The following is a 17,814-nucleotide window of genomic DNA, read 5'->3' as shown; positions in this document are numbered from 1 at the left end:
GGAAAAATCCGGCTCTTGGGATTTTTCCGAAAGCAGCAATATACGAAAACAGCTTTTTCCTTAAGATTAAACCTATTTTAAGATACACCTGACGTATATTCGTGTCAACGCTCAACAATTTATTTCCTTATTATATAATAACCTCTTTTTCCTCATTTGAGAAACGGAACGTTTTGCCTTTCGGCTTATGGAAAATAACACCTTCCGGCTTTTTGAAAAAGTTATTGACACATTTGTGTCCTTTACCTAAACTTTAATCTGTAAAGCAATTGTAATCTTACTATTTTCCACAATTAAGGAGAGACAAAAATGGAGACTTATACGTCCAATATTGTGGAGTCAGATAAAGGCTGGCGTATCTGGTGGCAGCTGACCAGACCGCATACACTTACAGCCGCATTTGTACCCGTCCTGCTGGGAACCGCCCTGGCTGTTCAATACGGGGAAATTGACTGGCTTCTTTTTTTAGCTATGCTGGCGGCCAGCATCCTTATTCAGGCCGCAACCAACATGTTCAATGAATACTATGATTTTGCCAGAGGCCTCGATAATGAGAATTCCATCGGCATAGGCGGAGCCATTGTCCGCAACGGAGTGAAACCTTCCACTGTCAAGAATCTCGCGTTCGGCCTATATGGCATAGCATTTTTACTAGGCATGTACATCTGTGCAAACAGCAGCTGGTGGCTCGCGGTAATAGGCTTAGTTTGCATGGCGGCAGGCTACTTTTATACTGGTGGACCTGTTCCAATTGCTTACACGCCTCTTGGTGAAGTCGTAGCAGGGTTCTTTATGGGAATTGTCATCATATTGATCTCTTTCTATATCCAAACCGGTACAGTGACCCTTTCAAGCATATTGATTTCCATCCCGATCTTCATCCTGGTCGGCATGATCCTGATGGCCAACAACATCCGTGATCTCGACGGAGATAAAGAAAACGGAAGAAAGACACTCGCTATCCTTATTGGAAGAAAAAAAGCAATCAACCTCCTGGGTGCCATGTTTGCACTATCCTACATCTGGATCATCGGGTTGGTCCTAGCGGGTTCCTTTACCCCTTGGCTGCTGATTTGTTTAGTCAGCATCCCAAAAGCTTATAAAGCATATAAAGGCTTCATCGGAAAAACGATGCCTATCCAAATGATGCCGGCCATGAAAGCAACTGCGCAAACAAATACCATTTTTGGTTTTCTGCTTTCAATCGGGCTGTTCATCAGTTATATCTAAAGAAGACCAGCCTTTTATCGGCTGGTCTTTCTTAATGGCTGTTTTCGCAAAGATAGTGGCTATATTTAAAGTAATGGATTTCCGCTCCAGGCACGCTACTCCGCGGGGCGGGCGCCCGGCCTCCTCGGCTTCGCCTGTATAAATGTGGAAGCGCCTCGGTCAGCCCCGACAGGCAAATGTTCTCAAGAGAAAAAAGGCGGTTTTTCCTTTTATTCTCTTGAGGTTATTTAACCCCGAGGGGCTAGGTGCTGGAACTAGACGACCACTAGTCCCTCAGGAGGTCGCACGCCTTACGCTCCAATCCTTCCACGTGAAAATGTGGAGGAGATAAAATAGCATTCTAAAGCAAAAATCTTTTAGGACATCTTCACCCAAAAGCACACACTATTGTACCCACTTCGCCTCTCTGGATACATATCTTCACCAAAAAGCACCTACTCATGTACCCACCTCGCCTCTCTGGATACATATCTTCACCAAAAAGCACCTACTCATGTACCCACCTCGCCTCTCTGGATACACATCTTCACTAAAAAGCACCATCTCGTGTACCCACCTCGACCCTCTGGATACACGTCTTCACCAAAAAGCACTCACTCGTGTACCCACCTCGCCTCTCTGGATACATATCTTCACTAAAAAGCACTTACTCATGTACCCACCTCGTCTCTCTGGATACATATCTTCACTAAAAAGCATCAACTCGTGTACCCACCTCGCCTCCCTGGATACACATCTTCACCAAAAAGCACCATCTCATGTACCCACCTCGCCTCCCTGGATACACGTCTTCCCCAAAAAGCACCTACTCATGTACCCACCTCGCCTCTCTGGATACATATCTTCACAAAAAAGCATCAACTCGTGTACCCACCTCGACTCCCTGGATACACATCTTCACCAAAAAGCACTTACTCTTGTACCCACCTCGACCCTCTGGATACACATCTACATCTAAAAGCACAAGCTCATGTACCCACTTCGCCTCCCTGGATACACGTCTTCACCAAAAAGCACTCACTCATGTACCCACCTCGACCCTCTGGATACACGTCTTCCCCAAAAAGCACCTACTCATGTACCCACCCTGTCTCTCTGGATACACATCTTCACTAAAAAGCACTCACTCATGTATCCACCTCGCCTCTCTGGATACAACGTCTTCACCAAAAAGCACCTACTCATGTATCCAACTCGCCTCTCTGGATACACGTCTTCACTAAAAAGCACTAACTCGTGTACCGACCTCGCCTCTCTGGATACACATCTTCACTAAAAAGCACTAACTCGTGTACCGACCTCGCCTCTCTGGATACACATCTTCACTAAAAAGCACTAACTCGTGTACCCACCTCGACTCTCTGGATACATATCTTCATTAAAAAGCAGCAACTCGTGTACCCACCTCGACTCTCTGGATACACATCCAGCTTAAAAGCACTCACACATGTCCCTCCCCAAAGCACAATCTCCCACATTTTAAATCACTTTGCCAACTGCCCAACAACACTCAGTAAAACCCTTTCCCCAGGTGCCAAACCAAACCAAATCAATCAAACAACTAACCATGATTCACTTGTTCTGCAGCCTCTCAAAGTTTTCCATAAAACAAAATAATGTTTCCACACCGGCCATATTGGATAAAGTACAACATACATGAAAATGAATGTAACTTTTTACACTAAAATGTTTACATCGATATAAAAACAGGTATAAAGGACGTGAAACGGATGTTGACGGATAAACAGCTTGGCAAGTTAAAAGATGAATTGCTTGAGCGGAAGGAACAGCTGCAAAGGCGCCTGGATAATGACAAGGAGACCCTGCACAACCAATCTGAGCAGGAAAGATACGGTGAGTTGAATACGGCCGATAACCATCCTGCCGATCTCGGTACAGAGTTATATGAGCGTGAAAAAGGGTTTGCCCTTGACGAACATGCTCAATCGGAGATGGAAAAAGTACAAGAAGCACTTTCTGCCATGGAAGATGGGACTTACGGAGAATGTAAGGTATGCGGCAAGGAGATTGAGTATGGAAGGCTGGAAGTACTGCCGACTACTCTTTATTGTGTAGAGGATACGCCGGAGAAATCACTTGCAGGAGACAGGCCCGTAGAGGAAGAAATCCTCACTCCGCCTAAGAATGACAGTTATATCAAAGGCCGCCGGGATGAAATCAAAGACTATCAGGACAGCTTCCAGGAAGCCGGAAGATATGGTACTTCTGAAACCCCATCCGACTTTCAGGGCACCTATGAGGATTACGATTCCATGTACCAGGATGGCGTCAATTCAAATGACGGAAATACCGAAGACATTGATTCCTTCTCTGCGACAGACATTGAAGGTAAGGACAGGAAAGTCGTCCCAAATGAGAAGATGGAAAAGTACGAAGAAAATCTAGATCGGGAAGAACTAGAATCCCCACTTGGAGATATTCCATATAAAAAAGAGGACAGCTACGTTTCCGATAAGAAAAAATAAAGTCACAGGCTAAGATGCCTGATGATGTATAGATATCTTTACTCACACTTGGGGGCCGGGTGGAATCGGCCTCCTACATACTAAGACAGAAGGGAAGCACCGATACACTGGTGCTTCCCTTCTGTTACCTTCTCTGCAGTTCTTTCCCGGCAATCCCCCAAATCTCCCGGGCGTATTGCTTAATGGTCCGGTCGCTGGAGAAATAACCTGATTCTGCAATATTGGCTAAGCTCATCTTCAGCCACTTTTCTCTATCTTCGTAAGCTCTGCCTGCCTTTTCTTGAATAGAGGCATAGGAAGAGAAATCCCTCAGTACAAAATATTGATCATTTTCAGCGAGCAGCGAATCGAACACCTCTTCAAAATGATCGGCTGCATCAGGGAGTGTCCCATCGATCAGCTGGTTGACCACTTGCCGGATATGTTCATCATGATGATAATATTCCATAGAATAGTACCCGCCCTCAGCGTAATACTTCATGACCTCTTCTGCCGTCAAACCGAAAATAAAAATATTTTCTTGTCCTGCTTTCTCAAGGATTTCTATATTCGCGCCATCAAGCGTACCTACAGTGAGGGCCCCGTTCATCATGAACTTCATATTGCCGGTACCGGAAGCCTCTTTACTTGCAGTAGAGATCTGCTCGCTGATATCCGCGGCCGGGATAATATCTTCTGCCAGCGATACCCTGTAGTTTTCCATGAACACGACTTTTATTCGGCCTTTTACTATAGGATCATTATTGACAAGCTTCGCCACTGAATCAATCAGCTTGATGATTTTTTTGGCATAAAAATATCCTGGTGAAGCCTTCGCGCCGAAGATGAAAGTTCTTGGGTGCATATCAAAACTTGAATCTTCCCTGAAACGGTTATACAGATGAAGGATGTGCAGTACATTCAGAAGCTGTCTTTTATAAGCATGAAGACGTTTAATTTGCACATCAAAAATCGATTCCGGGTCAATCTCGATCCTGTTTTGCTCCATAATTTTCAGGGCTAGCTGCTCTTTTTTATATTTTTTCACTTTATGAAGCTCTTCAAGGAACATGCGGTCATCCTTGAATGCTTGAAGCTTCTGCAGCTTTTCCGGCTCATAAATCCAGTCGCTGCCGATGGCATTCGACACCAGCTTGGCCAGCGGCTGATTTGCCTTCAGGAGCCACCTGCGGTGAGTGATCCCATTGGTCTTATTATTAAATTTTTCAGGATAAAATTGATAAAACAAATTCATTTCACGCTGCTTCAGAATTTCGGTATGTATCGCAGCAACGCCGTTCACACTGAAGCTTCCTGCAATCGCCAGGTGCGCCATCTTGATCTCATTATGAGAAATGATGGCCATTTGCTCTATTCTGTCCCAGTCCCCTGGATACTCACTCCACAGACTTTGACAGAACCTCTCATTGATTTCATTCACAATCATGAAAATACGCGGCAGCAGCGGTTGAAATATCCTTACCGGCCACTTTTCCAGCGCTTCTGATAATGTCGTATGGTTGGTATAGGCGAACGTCTTAGTGGTGATTTCCCAGGCTTCGTCCCAATCCAATCCATGTTCATCCAGCAGGATCCTCATTAATTCAGGGATTGCCAGCACCGGATGGGTATCATTGATATGAAGCGATATATATTCATGCAGCTCACGGATATCCCTTTTTTTCGCAGTGTAAGATCTGAGAATTGAACGGAGGCTTGCACTGACAAGGAAATACTGCTGCTTTAAACGAAGAATCTTTCCTTCATCATGGGTATCATCCGGATAGAGAAATTCTGTGATGGCTTCTGTTTCCCTCTTATGCTTCATCATGTCCTTGCCCGCTTGATAAGAAGAAGGTTCCGCACTCCACAGCCTCAGGGTATTGACGGTTGAATTCTGATAACCTACTACAGGCATATCGTAAGGAACAGCAGTCACCGCTTCAGCGTCCACATGCCTGAACTTCCAGCGGCCTTTGTCTTCAGAGGATTCCACTCTTCCCCAGAAGAGCACCTCCACCGCAAGATCCGGCTTCCTTACTTCCCATACGTGCCCATGCCGAAGCCACTGTTCCGGCAATTCCACCTGAAATCCTTTCACGATCTTTTGTTCGAAAAGTCCGTGTTTATATCGGATTCCGCACCCATGTCCCGGCAGATCAAGTGATGCCAAAGAGTCAAGGAAACAGGCAGCCAGCCTTCCCAATCCCCCATTTCCAAGACCAGCATCCGCTTCCTCTTCCTCAATCTCATCAAGATCGATTCCAAGGTCATTCAACCCTGCTTCCACCGTTTCATAGATTCCCAGATTCATAAGATTTTGGCGCAGAAGACGGCCCAGCAGAAATTCAATCGACAGGTAATAAACCTGCTTCTGCCCGTTGAATCGATACTGTTCATTTGTGCCGATCCAATTAATGCTGATATACTCCCTGATCATATTCCCGAGCGTAAAGTATTGGTCGCGAGGGGTGGAGTCAGGGAAGGTTTTTCCGTACATCATTTCAAGCCTCTTCAGAAAAGCTTCTTTGAAATCATTCACATCAGAAAACATGGCTCTCACTCCTGGAGGAAATTTTCGCATACAACCGATTATATTTAAAAGCGGACTGGGCCCATCCACAATCGATCCCCATTGCTTCTTTGACGATAAGGTTCCATGTTTCTTGATCTTCATGATAAATCGACAGTGCCCGATTTAAAGTATAGAGCATATCGTGGGCGTTAAAATTCGCGAATGAGAATCCATGTCCTTCTTTTGTTTCCTCATTATAAGACTGAACGGTGTCATTCAACCCGCCTGTTTCGCGGACAAGGGGCAGCGTTCCATATCTTAAAGCAATCATTTGGCCCAGCCCGCATGGTTCAAACCGCGATGGCATCAAGAAAAGATCCGCTCCGGCATAGATCTGTTTAGCAAGTTCTTCATCAAATCCAATTGTTACTCTGAGCTTCTCCGTATAAATGCTTTCCATTTCTTTGAAGAATTGTTGAAATTCCTGCTCACCTGTACCGAGAATGATAAATTGCAGATTTTCCTGCATGATTTCATGAAAGACTCCCTTGACCAGATCAAGCCCTTTTTGCTTAGTTAATCTTGATACAATCGAAATGATTGGCACCTCTGGATTTTGTTCGAGGCCGAATTTCTGCTGAAGACGCATCTTATTTTCTTTTTTTCCACTTAGAATTTCTTTTGTGAAAGGGATGGTCTCGCCGCCTGCTTCCGGAGAATAGTAAGAATCATCTATACCGTTTAATATTCCTTGGAGATTTCCTGCACGTCCCTTTAAGACACCCTCGAGTTTTTCACCATAGTAAGCTGTCAAAATCTCATCCCGGTAAGTCGGGCTGACAGTGGTAATATAATCACTGGAGATCAAAGCTGCCTTCATGAAGTTGATGTTTCCGTAAAACTCCAGCTTTTCAGGATGAAAGCAGGACTCTTCTATCCCCAAAAGCTCTGTCATCACTTCTTTAGGGAAAACACCTTGAAACTGAAGGTTGTGGATCGTGAAAATAGTCCTGATGAAACTGTATCCTTTCCTCCACTGATATTGGGTGCGCAGGAGAAATGGAATCATACCGGTGTGCCAATCATGGCAGTGAAGAATCTCCGGATAAAAATTCAGGTGTTCCAAGCTTTCCAATACTGCTTTAGTGAAATAGGAGAACCTTTCGCCATCATCCCAATATCCATACAGACCATCTCGTTTGAAATAGTATTCATTATCAACAAAATAGAATGTGACCCCATCAATTTCCAATGACTCTATGCCGCAGTATTGTTCTCTCCAGCCAATGGAAACTGTAAACTCGCATACCTTTTTCATACTGCTTTTATATTCTTCCGCTATGGACTGATACTTCGGCAGAATGACCCTGACGTCTGTACCAAGACTTCTCAATTCCTTCGGCAGTGAGCCGGCAACGTCTGCCAGGCCTCCGGACTTTATGAATGGGACACATTCCGAGACAACAAATAATACTTTCACGAGTTCATCAACGCTCCTTGAATCATACCTTTTTTGATGACAATCGGATTCTCCGGGCTTCCGACAAGCCTCACATTGTCCTCTATCTTCACATCTTTGTCCAGAATGACATATTCTAATACACAATTTTCCCCAACCTGGCTTTTTTGCATGATAATGCTGTTTGAGACGGTCGATCCGCTTCCGATTTTAACACCTCTGAAGACTGTGCTTTCTTTCACATCTCCTTCTATGAAGCAGCCATTGGCAATGATGGCATTCTTGACGGATGCTCCTTTTTGATACCTTGTCGGAGGTTCGTCTTTCACCTTGGTCAGAACAGGATATTCTTTTCGGAAAAGCTGTTTCCAGCATTCGGACTTCAAAAGATTCATACTCGCATTGAAATAGCTTTGGATACACTGAATTCTTTCAACATAGCCAAGGTACTGGTAATCACAGACTCTTAGTTTTCCTGCAGGGTCTTCCACTACATCCCTCATGCAGGTGTATCCTGTTTCTCCTCGTGTTTCTATCAGATCGATCAGCATGGACGTTTCCATCAAATATATCTCCATCGATTTATCCTGGTGATTCATTTTGGTAATCTCAGCGCCGGTCTCGATATGACGCTTTAGCAGTGGGTTGAAGTCCGTTGTAAAAATGGTGTTGCAGTTGCTTATCAGCGCATATTTCTGTTTGCTTCTTCGGAAATAGTCCATATGATGAGCGAAGTGATTAAAAGAACCCATCCCTTGGTCTACTGAATCGACCACAGGAGCCGGGAAAAAGAATAATCCATCTCTTTTTCTGTTAAGATCCCAGTTCTTCCCTGATCCTAAATGATCCATCAGAGACCTGTACTGATACTTAGGAAATATGGCAACGCTGTGAATGCCTGAATTCACCATATTGGATAAAATAAAATCGATCAGCCGGTATCTGCCGGCAATTGGGACTGCGGCCAAAGAACGATTAATTAATAAATCCTCCAAAGATTCATGATAAGTGGTTGCGTCTATAACCCCGAGCATAGATTTGTTCATGTGATTTCCCCCTGTCACTAAGATGAATTCTTATTGCACTTCCTCTTCTTCCATGAATGATTGCAGGAACGTTTCTGTGACAAGGATAACCTCGTCTGATCCCTCTTCAGGAATGATGCATACTCCATCCGGAATGCGTACATTCGGCGGCACAATCACCTTTTCTAAATAAGCGCCTTTCCCGATAACCGCGTCAGGCATTATGACAGACTTCTTGATATGGGCTCCTGCCTCCACCCTTGTCCCTTGAAATAATACTGAGTGGTCGACGGTTCCCTCGATATAGCAGCCTTCATTGATTAATGACCCTTCCACCACAGCGTTCTCTGAAATATACTGAGGCGGCTGATTTGGATTCACAGAATAGATCCGCCACTCATGGTCGAACAGGTTGAGATCGCAGTCATCATCCAATAAGTCCATATTCGCTTCCCACAGGCTCTTTACCGTGCCGACATCCTTCCAGTAGCCCTGAAATGGATACGCCATCAGCTTTTTCTTCTCCTCTAGCAGCAAAGGAATCACATCCTTGCCGAAGTCATGGCTTGATTCGGGATTGCGGTCATCCATCTCAAGATATTCTTTCAGCAGTGACCAGTTAAAGATATAGATGCCCATCGAAGCCAGGTTATTTTTCGGAAATTGAGGCTTTTCATCAAATTCTACAACTCTCAAATCCTCTGAAGTATTCATGATTCCAAACCTGCTTGCTTCATCCCATGGAACTTCCAGCACTGAAATAGTGACATCCGCTTTTTTATTGATGTGGTACTCCAGCATTTTTTCATAATCCATTTTGTAAATGTGATCTCCCGATAAAATGAGAACATATTCAGGATCAAATTGCTCAATATAGTTCAGGTTTTGGAAGATTGCACTCGCCGTCCCTGTGTACCAGCGGACCTCTGACGATTCAGCATACGGCGGCAGAACCGTTACCCCGCCGCTCTTCCTGTCGAGATCCCAAGCGCTCCCAATTCCTATGTAGGAGTTCAGCAAAAGAGGCTGATACTGAGTCAGAACACCTACCGTTTCGATTCCTGAATTCGTACAGTTGCTTAAAGTAAAGTCGATGATACGGTACTTGCCTCCGAAATGTACTGCGGGCTTTGCCAGGCTCTTAGTGAGTGAACTTAACCTGCTGCCCTTCCCTCCTGCTAACAACATTGCGACACAATTTGCCTTTGCCATATTTAATACGCTCCTTCCTGTGATGAATTGGTCTCAAATAGACTACTGCATATGGTGGGATGGTCATCTCCACAAAACATGGTTTTCCATGGTAGCCTTCGTGCTTTACAGACAATACTTCCGGGTTGATTTGATGAGAACCCCCAAAGCGTTCATGGTCGCTGTTCCAAACTTCTCTGTATCCATCCGCTTTCAGGACACCCACTTTATAATGATGGTAAACAGCCGGGCTGAAGTTACAGAGAACCAGCATATGATCTTCCGGTTGTTCCCCTTTTCTTATAAAAGAGAAAATCTGATGAGCAGAGTTACTTACATCCACCCACTCAAACCCTTCCGAACGATGATCCTGCTCATATAATGAGGGCGACTTTTTATATAAATGCAAAAGTTCCTTGAGATATGTGTTAAACTTTTGATGTTTTTCGTACTCCAGCAAATGCCAGTCTATTTGACCCAGGTCCTTCCACTCTGAGAATTGAGCAACTTCTGATCCCATGAACAGAAGTTTCTTACCTGGATGAGCTGTCATGAATCCGAGAAGCAATCGAAGCTGGGCGAATTTCTGCCAATAGTCACCAGGCATTTTATCAAGCAGTGACTTCTTTCCATGAACCACTTCATCATGAGAGAAAGGCAGGATAAAATTTTCCGAGAAAGCGTACCATAGGGAAAATGTGATCAACGAATGGTTTTCCTTGCGCTGGCCAGAATCGGATTCCATATATTTCAGCACATCGTTCATCCAGCCCATATTCCATTTATAATTGAATCCAAGACCGCCATAATGGACCGGAGAGGTAACGCCGGGCCAATCTGTGGAATCTTCTGCAATCATCAAGGCATAAGGGTCATATTCAAAAACCGCCTTGTTCAGTTTCTTCAAAAAAGCAATTCCCTCATCATTGACACTGTTCTGATTCTGGTTTGCCCTGTAAATGATATTAGCTACTGCATCCACCCGGAAACCATCAATATGATATTCTTCCATCCAAAACCGGGCGCTGGAAATCAGGAAGCTTTGCACCTCTCCTTTGCCGAGATCAAAATTAGCAGTTCCCCATGTATAATTCTCACGGTCATGAGGCTGGGAATAATCATACGCAAAGGAACCATCAAAACGATAAAGGCCATGCGCATCTTTACAAAAATGGCCAGGGACCCAATCCAGGATGACCCCAAGTCCTTGTGCATGACATTCATTAATGAAGTACTTGAAATCAGATGGGGAACCATAACGGCTTGTTGGAGCGAAATAGCCTGTCCCCTGGTAGCCCCACGACCTGTCATAGGGGTGTTCAATCACAGGAAGCAGTTCAATATGAGTAAAGCCGAGAGAAACAGCATGAGGAATAATCTCCGCAGCCATTTCACGATAACTCAAAAATTCCTCTTCACCTTTTTTGCGCCAGGTTCCAAGGTGAACCTCATAAATGAACATCGGCTGATCATACAAGGGAACCTTACTCTTCTTCATCAGCCACTCTTCATCCGTCCATTTGAACCCACCAAGATCAGAAACAATACTTGCGGTATCCGGCCGGAGCTCGTTGAAAAAGGAAAAAGGATCGCTCTTCAACAGGATGTCCCCAGTTGCTGTCACGATCTCATATTTATACGTATGGTCAAGAAGATCTTCATCAACCTCCAGAAACCAAATACCTTCCTTATTAATCTTCTGGCACTCAAAGCCTTTGCTGTTCCAATCATTGAAACTGCCGGCCACACTCACAGAACGAGCTTGAGGAGCCCAGACACAAAAGGAAGTACAGTAACCATCCCTTTTTAAATAACGATGAGCCCCCAGCATGCGGTAGGCTTCGAACAGATTCCCTTCATGGAATAAGTGAATATTGAAATCAGTAGGAATCACGGCATTCATCTCTTTCACCTGCAGTTTAATTTAAATGTATTTAATATTAACCTTTCGCTTAAATAGAAGGAATCCCTCTATTGAGTTTTCGAACAAATCCGACATTTATATTACATGAAAGCGGTTAACAAGAATTACAGCATACATTTAAACAGTATTCATGCGTATATTTGGCTTCTTTTGTCGAAACTTATTGGCGGGAAAATAAAAAAATGGAGAGGAAAATGAAACTTTTTTGAGAGAGGAATAGATTTGTTGTGAAACGGTACAATTAAGGTTACAAGATTCTGTATTGAGTGGCAGCTCACTTGTAGTATCCATTTATCCTTATGGAATTGAATGCTCAGCTACTAACAGCACCGATTTCGTATGGGGGAGAATCAATGCTTTCTGTGTGGCATTCTGGCTGCATCGATTTTTGGTTATGCTGATTCAATGTGTGGATTCTATGCTGTCTGCGAGGGTTTCTGAGTGCATCGATTTCTCATGGTGGAGATTCAGTGCTGTAAGGAAGGGATAGATGAATTAGAGTTCTTGGATGTAGGAGATTCAGCTCTACTCTATTATCAAAGGAAACTTCCCTGGAAGCCAAAATAAAACCAATACTTCTGAGAACATCCTTGAATTTATAAAAACTGGACAAACAAAAAAGAGACTATCTAAAAGATAATCTCTTGGGATGACCCGTACGGGATTCGAACCCGTGTTACCGCCGTGAAAGGGCGGTGTCTTAACCGCTTGACCAACGGGCCGTATGCAGATGGCGGAGAAGGAGGGATTTGAACCCTCGCGCCAGTTGCCCGACCTACACCCTTAGCAGGGGCGCCTCTTCAGCCACTTGAGTACTTCTCCAATATGGCTCCGCAGGCAGGACTCGAACCTGCGACCGATCGGTTAACAGCCGATAGCTCTACCACTGAGCTACTGCGGAAAAAAATCATGGTGGGCCTAAGTGGACTCGAACCACCGACCTCACGCTTATCAGGCGTGCGCTCTAACCAGCTGAGCTATAGGCCCATGGAGCGGGTGAAGGGAATCGAACCCTCATCATCAGCTTGGAAGGCTGAGGTTTTACCACTAAACTACACCCGCAAAAACCAAATGGGGCGACTGATGGGAATCGAACCCACGAATGTCGGAACCACAATCCGATGCGTTAACCACTTCGCCACAATCGCCATAGTATTTTTTTAATAATGGTGGCTCAGGACGGAATCGAACCGCCGACACATGGATTTTCAGTCCATTGCTCTACCAACTGAGCTACTGAGCCTTAATAGTTTCGGCTTCCGCTAAGCTGCGAATCTCTTCGTCAGCGCCCTCATTCACATCCTCATGCACCTGTCAGTGCACTCCGGTGTTCATTCGGTTGCTTCCTCGACCTTCTTGCTTATCGAAACCCTCTTAGTTTGAACTATGAGTTCAATAGTAAATGTTCTAACAATTCATCTTGAAAATGGCGGTCCGGACGGGACTCGAACCCGCGACCTCCTGCGTGACAGGCAGGCATTCTAACCAACTGAACTACCGGACCATGTGAGGCTTCCGCAGTAAGCGAAAGCCTCTGTATTGCGGGAGCAGGATTTGAACCTGCGACCTTCGGGTTATGAGCCCGACGAGCTACCGAACTGCTCCATCCCGCGACGATAAAAGAATATGGAGGAGGAAGGGGGATTCGAACCCCCGCGGGCTGTTACACCCCTGTCGGTTTTCAAGACCGATCCCTTCAGCCGGACTTGGGTATTCCTCCGTTATAACATTCAAAAAGATGGTGGACCTTGTAGGACTCGAACCTACGACCGGACGGTTATGAGCCGTCTGCTCTAACCAACTGAGCTAAAGGTCCCTTAAGTAGCGGCGGAGGGGATCGAACCCCCGACCTCACGGGTATGAACCGTACGCTCTAGCCAGCTGAGCTACACCGCCATGATATTGAATAGATTCTTTTGCAAAACTTTCAAATTAAATATCGATTGCTTCGCTGCACTGCGCAAAGTTAATGATATTTATTTTACTTCACTTCGTTTCATAAAAAAATCAAGTGGAGCCTAGCGGGATCGAACCGCTGACCTCCTGCGTGCAAAGCAGGCGCTCTCCCAGCTGAGCTAAGGCCCCGTAATGTTGAGAAAAGTGGTCGGGAAGACAGGATTTGAACCTGCGACCCCTTGGTCCCAAACCAAGTGCTCTACCAAGCTGAGCTACTCCCCGAAATAAATGGCGCGCCCGAGAGGAGTCGAACCCCTAACCTTTTGATCCGTAGTCAAACGCTCTATCCAATTGAGCTACGGGCGCATATGAAAAATCTCTGGTGCCGAGGACCGGAATCGAACCGGTACGGTAGTCACCTACCGCAGGATTTTAAGTCCTGTGCGTCTGCCAGTTCCGCCACCCCGGCTAAGAAACTGTATGGAGCGGAAGACGGGATTCGAACCCGCGACCCCCACCTTGGCAAGGTGGTGTTCTACCACTGAACTACTTCCGCAAATGGTGCGGGTGAAGGGACTTGAACCCCCACGCCTTGCGGCGCCAGATCCTAAGTCTGGTGCGTCTGCCAATTCCGCCACACCCGCATGTTTATAAGTCATTTGCCTCTGGCAAAAAACCATGGTGAGCCATGAAGGATTCGAACCTTCGACCCTCTGATTAAAAGTCAGATGCTCTACCAACTGAGCTAATGGCTCGTACTAATTAGAAAGTGGTGCCGGCAAGAGGACTTGAACCCCCAACCTACTGATTACAAGTCAGTTGCTCTACCAGTTGAGCTACACCGGCAAGTATTTTGTCTCATTAGAAACAACTTACTAGGTGTTATTTTAATTCGCTTTACTTTTTACGCTGAAGCCTTTTTAAAGGAAGTTTATTTACTCCGCTTCGCTTTATAAAAAACTTGGTGGAGGATGACGGGATCGAACCGCCGACCCTCTGCTTGTAAGGCAGATGCTCTCCCAGCTGAGCTAATCCTCCGTTGTAAAGCCTGGCGACGTCCTACTCTCACAGGGGGAGATCCCCCAACTACCATCGGCGCTGAAGAGCTTAACTTCCGTGTTCGGCATGGGAACGGGTGTGACCTCTTCGCCTTAGTCACCAGACAATGTCCTTTTTTTAGGGACAAATACTATTATAACGAGTTATCCACGCTTCCACCTCAGACCTATCTACCTGATCATCTTTCAGGGATCTTACTCACATAAAGTGATGGGAAATCTCATCTCGAGGGGGGCTTCATGCTTAGATGCTTTCAGCACTTATCCCTTCCGCACATAGCTACCCAGCGATGCCTTTGGCAAGACAACTGGTACACCAGCGGTGCGTCCATCCCGGTCCTCTCGTACTAAGGACAGCTCCTCTCAAATTTCCTGCGCCCACGACGGATAGGGACCGAACTGTCTCACGACGTTCTGAACCCAGCTCGCGTACCGCTTTAATGGGCGAACAGCCCAACCCTTGGGACCGACTACAGCCCCAGGATGCGATGAGCCGACATCGAGGTGCCAAACCTCCCCGTCGATGTGGACTCTTGGGGGAGATAAGCCTGTTATCCCCGGGGTAGCTTTTATCCGTTGAGCGATGGCCCTTCCATGCGGAACCACCGGATCACTAAGCCCGACTTTCGTCCCTGCTCGACTTGTAGGTCTCGCAGTCAAGCTCCCTTGTGCCTTTACACTCTGCGAATGATTTCCAACCATTCTGAGGGAACCTTTGGGCGCCTCCGTTACTCTTTAGGAGGCGACCGCCCCAGTCAAACTGCCCACCTGACACTGTCTCCCACCCCGATAAGGGGCGCGGGTTAGAAGTTCAACACAGCCAGGGTAGTATCCCACCGACGCCTCCACCGAAGCTGGCGCTCCGGTTTCCAAGGCTCCTACCTATCCTGTACAAGCTGTGCCAAAATTCAATATCAGGCTACAGTAAAGCTCCACGGGGTCTTTCCGTCCTGTCGCGGGTAACCTGCATCTTCACAGGTACTATAATTTCACCGAGTCTCTCGTTGAGACAGTGCCCAGATCGTTGCGCCTTTCGTGCGGGTCGGAACTTACCCGACAAGGAATTTCGCTACCTTAGGACCGTTATAGTTACGGCCGCCGTTTACTGGGGCTTCGGTTCGCACCTTCGCTTGCGCTAAGCACTCCCCTTAACCTTCCAGCACCGGGCAGGCGTCAGCCCCTATACTTCGCCTTACGGCTTCGCAGAGACCTGTGTTTTTGCTAAACAGTCGCCTGGGCCTATTCACTGCGGCTCTCTCGGGCTTGCACCCTACCAGAGCACCCCTTCTCCCGAAGTTACGGGGTCATTTTGCCGAGTTCCTTAACGAGAGTTCTCTCGCTCACCTTAGGATTCTCTCCTCGCCTACCTGTGTCGGTTTGCGGTACGGGCACCTTTTTCCTCGCTAGAGGCTTTTCTTGGCAGTGTGGAATCAGGAACTTCGGTACTATATTTCCCTCGCTGTCACAGCTCAGCCTTCACGGTGACGGGATTTGCCTCATCACCAGCCTAACTGCTTAGACGCGCATATCCARCAGCGCGCTTACCCTATCCTCCTGCGTCCCCCCATCACTCAAACGGAAAAGAGGTGGTACAGGAATATCAACCTGTTATCCATCGCCTACGCCTTTCGGCCTCGGCTTAGGTCCCGACTAACCCTGAGCGGACGAGCCTTCCTCAGGAAACCTTAGGCATTCGGTGGACAGGATTCTCACCTGTCTTTCGCTACTCATACCGGCATTCTCACTTCTAAGCGCTCCACCAGTCCTTACGGTCCAGCTTCTCAGCCCTTAGAACGCTCTCCTACCACTGACACCWAWYGGTGTCAATCCACAGCTTCGGTGATACGTTTAGCCCCGGTACATTTTCGGCGCAGAGTCACTCGACCAGTGAGCTATTACGCACTCTTTAAATGGTGGCTGCTTCTAAGCCAACATCCTGGTTGTCTAAGCAACTCCACATCCTTTTCCACTTAACGTATACTTTGGGACCTTAGCTGGTGGTCTGGGCTGTTTCCCTTTCGACTACGGATCTTATCACTCGCAGTCTGACTCCCATGGATAAGTCTTTGGCATTCGGAGTTTGTCTGAATTCGGTAACCCGATGAGGGCCCCTAGTCCAAACAGTGCTCTACCTCCAAGACTCTTACTACATGAGGCTAGCCCTAAAGCTATTTCGGAGAGAACCAGCTATCTCCAGGTTCGATTGGAATTTCTCCGCTACCCACACCTCATCCCCGCACTTTTCAACGTGCGTGGGTTCGGGCCTCCATTCAGTGTTACCTGAACTTCACCCTGGACATGGGTAGATCACCTGGTTTCGGGTCTACGACCACATACTCATTCGCCCTATTCAGACTCGCTTTCGCTGCGGCTCCGTCTTTCCGACTTAACCTTGCATGGGATCGTAACTCGCCGGTTCATTCTACAAAAGGCACGCCATCACCCGTTAACGGGCTCTGACTACTTGTAGGCACACGGTTTCAGGTTCTATTTCACTCCCCTTCCGGGGTGCTTTTCACCTTTCCCTCACGGTACTGGTTCACTATCGGTCACTAGGGAGTATTTAGCCTTGGGAGATGGTCCTCCCAGCTTCCGACGGGATTTCTCGTGTCCCGCCGTACTCAGGATCCACTCAAGAGGGAACGAAGTTTCGACTACAGGGTTATTACCTTCTGTGACGAGCCTTTCCAAGCTTCTTCGTCTACTTCGTTCCTTTGTAACTCCGTATAGAGTGTCCTACAACCCCAAGAGGCAAGCCTCTTGGTTTGGGCTAATCCCGTTTCGCTCGCCGCTACTCAGGGAATCGCGTTTGCTTTCTCTTCCTCCGGGTACTTAGATGTTTCAGTTCCCCGGGTCTGCCTTCCATACTCTATGTATTCAAGTATGGATACTGCACCATTACGTGCAGCGGGTTYCCCCATTCGGAAATCTCCGGATCAAAGCTTACTTACAGCTCCCCGAAGCATATCGGTGTTAGTCCCGTCCTTCATCGGCTCCTAGTGCCAAGGCATCCACCGTGCGCCCTTTCTAACTTAACCTTCTAACTTAACC

At 46.6% G+C, this 17,814-nt stretch carries 8 protein-coding genes, 21 tRNA genes and 1 other annotated feature; of the genes, 2 read left to right on the top strand and 27 right to left on the bottom strand.

Annotation, left to right across the window (positions count from 1 at the left end; all coding sequences use genetic code 11):
- The first annotated feature begins 309 nt into the window (after positions 1-309).
- On the top strand, positions 310-1,230 hold the full coding sequence (locus tag FZC79_RS21345; RefSeq protein ID WP_148948668.1) for a 1,4-dihydroxy-2-naphthoate polyprenyltransferase: 921 nt from the start codon (positions 310-312) through the stop codon (positions 1,228-1,230).
- Between the two features lie 1,730 nt (positions 1,231-2,960).
- Positions 2,961-3,716 carry a TraR/DksA C4-type zinc finger protein gene (locus FZC79_RS21340; protein WP_148948667.1) on the top strand — a complete coding sequence of 252 codons (756 nt, stop codon included), beginning with the start codon at positions 2,961-2,963 and terminating at the stop codon, positions 3,714-3,716.
- A gap of 124 nt (positions 3,717-3,840) precedes the next feature.
- Here the strand turns inward: FZC79_RS21340 and FZC79_RS21335 are convergent, their stop codons facing one another.
- The 27 genes from FZC79_RS21335 to FZC79_RS23930 form a co-directional block, all read right to left on the bottom strand.
- The gene (locus FZC79_RS21335; protein WP_148948666.1) at positions 3,841-6,249 is read right to left on the bottom strand and encodes a glycogen/starch/alpha-glucan phosphorylase; all 2,409 of its coding nucleotides are present in this window, start codon (positions 6,247-6,249) and stop codon (positions 3,841-3,843) included.
- Entirely contained in the window at positions 6,239-7,690 is a 1,452-nt protein-coding gene (gene glgA / locus FZC79_RS21330; RefSeq protein WP_148948665.1) for a glycogen synthase GlgA, read from the bottom strand. The genes FZC79_RS21335 and glgA overlap by 11 nt, the downstream gene beginning before the upstream one ends.
- A complete protein-coding gene (locus tag FZC79_RS21325; protein ID WP_148948664.1) occupies positions 7,687-8,715 on the bottom strand; it encodes a sugar phosphate nucleotidyltransferase in 1,029 nt (342 codons plus the stop codon). The genes glgA and FZC79_RS21325 overlap by 4 nt, the downstream gene beginning before the upstream one ends.
- Positions 8,716-8,745: 30 nt before the next feature.
- Positions 8,746-9,906 carry a glucose-1-phosphate adenylyltransferase gene (locus FZC79_RS21320; RefSeq protein ID WP_148948663.1) on the bottom strand — a complete coding sequence of 387 codons (1,161 nt, stop codon included), beginning with the start codon at positions 9,904-9,906 and terminating at the stop codon, positions 8,746-8,748.
- Positions 9,836-11,788: a 1,4-alpha-glucan branching enzyme gene (glgB, locus tag FZC79_RS21315; RefSeq protein ID WP_148948662.1), complete on the bottom strand. Its 1,953-nt coding sequence runs from the start codon at positions 11,786-11,788 to the stop codon at positions 9,836-9,838. The genes FZC79_RS21320 and glgB overlap by 71 nt, the downstream gene beginning before the upstream one ends.
- A gap of 671 nt (positions 11,789-12,459) precedes the next feature.
- Positions 12,460-12,531 (bottom strand) — tRNA-Glu (locus FZC79_RS21310).
- Positions 12,532-12,540: 9 nt separating this feature from the next.
- Positions 12,541-12,631 (bottom strand) — tRNA-Ser (locus tag FZC79_RS21305).
- A 4-nt stretch (positions 12,632-12,635) separates the two neighbouring features.
- Positions 12,636-12,710: transfer RNA gene (locus FZC79_RS21300), tRNA-Asn, on the bottom strand.
- 9 nt (positions 12,711-12,719) lie between these two features.
- Positions 12,720-12,796: transfer RNA gene (locus tag FZC79_RS21295), tRNA-Ile, on the bottom strand.
- 1 nt (position 12,797) lies between these two features.
- A tRNA-Gly gene (locus FZC79_RS21290) sits at positions 12,798-12,871 on the bottom strand.
- 10 nt (positions 12,872-12,881) lie between these two features.
- Positions 12,882-12,957: transfer RNA gene (locus FZC79_RS21285), tRNA-His, on the bottom strand.
- A gap of 19 nt (positions 12,958-12,976) precedes the next feature.
- A tRNA-Phe gene (locus FZC79_RS21280) sits at positions 12,977-13,052 on the bottom strand.
- 184 nt (positions 13,053-13,236) lie between these two features.
- A tRNA-Asp gene (locus FZC79_RS21275) sits at positions 13,237-13,313 on the bottom strand.
- Positions 13,314-13,348: 35 nt separating this feature from the next.
- Positions 13,349-13,422 (bottom strand) — tRNA-Met (locus FZC79_RS21270).
- A 14-nt stretch (positions 13,423-13,436) separates the two neighbouring features.
- Positions 13,437-13,529: transfer RNA gene (locus FZC79_RS21265), tRNA-Ser, on the bottom strand.
- A gap of 19 nt (positions 13,530-13,548) precedes the next feature.
- Positions 13,549-13,625 (bottom strand) — tRNA-Ile (locus FZC79_RS21260).
- A 6-nt stretch (positions 13,626-13,631) separates the two neighbouring features.
- Positions 13,632-13,705, bottom strand: a tRNA-Met gene (locus FZC79_RS21255).
- 116 nt (positions 13,706-13,821) lie between these two features.
- Positions 13,822-13,894: transfer RNA gene (locus tag FZC79_RS21250), tRNA-Ala, on the bottom strand.
- A gap of 16 nt (positions 13,895-13,910) precedes the next feature.
- A tRNA-Pro gene (locus tag FZC79_RS21245) sits at positions 13,911-13,987 on the bottom strand.
- 7 nt (positions 13,988-13,994) lie between these two features.
- A tRNA-Arg gene (locus FZC79_RS21240) sits at positions 13,995-14,071 on the bottom strand.
- A gap of 14 nt (positions 14,072-14,085) precedes the next feature.
- A tRNA-Leu gene (locus tag FZC79_RS21235) sits at positions 14,086-14,174 on the bottom strand.
- Positions 14,175-14,186: 12 nt separating this feature from the next.
- Positions 14,187-14,261, bottom strand: a tRNA-Gly gene (locus FZC79_RS21230).
- A 3-nt stretch (positions 14,262-14,264) separates the two neighbouring features.
- Positions 14,265-14,349 (bottom strand) — tRNA-Leu (locus FZC79_RS21225).
- Between the two features lie 35 nt (positions 14,350-14,384).
- A tRNA-Lys gene (locus FZC79_RS21220) sits at positions 14,385-14,460 on the bottom strand.
- Positions 14,461-14,475: 15 nt separating this feature from the next.
- Positions 14,476-14,551, bottom strand: a tRNA-Thr gene (locus FZC79_RS21215).
- 116 nt (positions 14,552-14,667) lie between these two features.
- Positions 14,668-14,743, bottom strand: a tRNA-Val gene (locus FZC79_RS21210).
- An 8-nt stretch (positions 14,744-14,751) separates the two neighbouring features.
- Positions 14,752-17,801, bottom strand: a sequence feature (most likely nonfunctional fraction of RNA operon).
- Positions 17,559-17,684 (bottom strand): hypothetical protein, encoded by a 126-nt coding sequence (locus FZC79_RS23930; protein WP_286365387.1) that lies wholly within the window; start codon positions 17,682-17,684, stop codon positions 17,559-17,561. Its footprint overlaps the feature before it by 126 nt.
- Positions 17,802-17,814: the final 13 nt, after the last annotated feature.

It is taken from the genome of Rossellomorea vietnamensis (assembly GCF_008180615.1).
Lineage (GTDB): Bacteria > Bacillota > Bacilli > Bacillales > Bacillaceae_B > Rossellomorea > Rossellomorea vietnamensis_D.
This window is presented reverse-complemented; position numbering and strand designations above follow the sequence as displayed.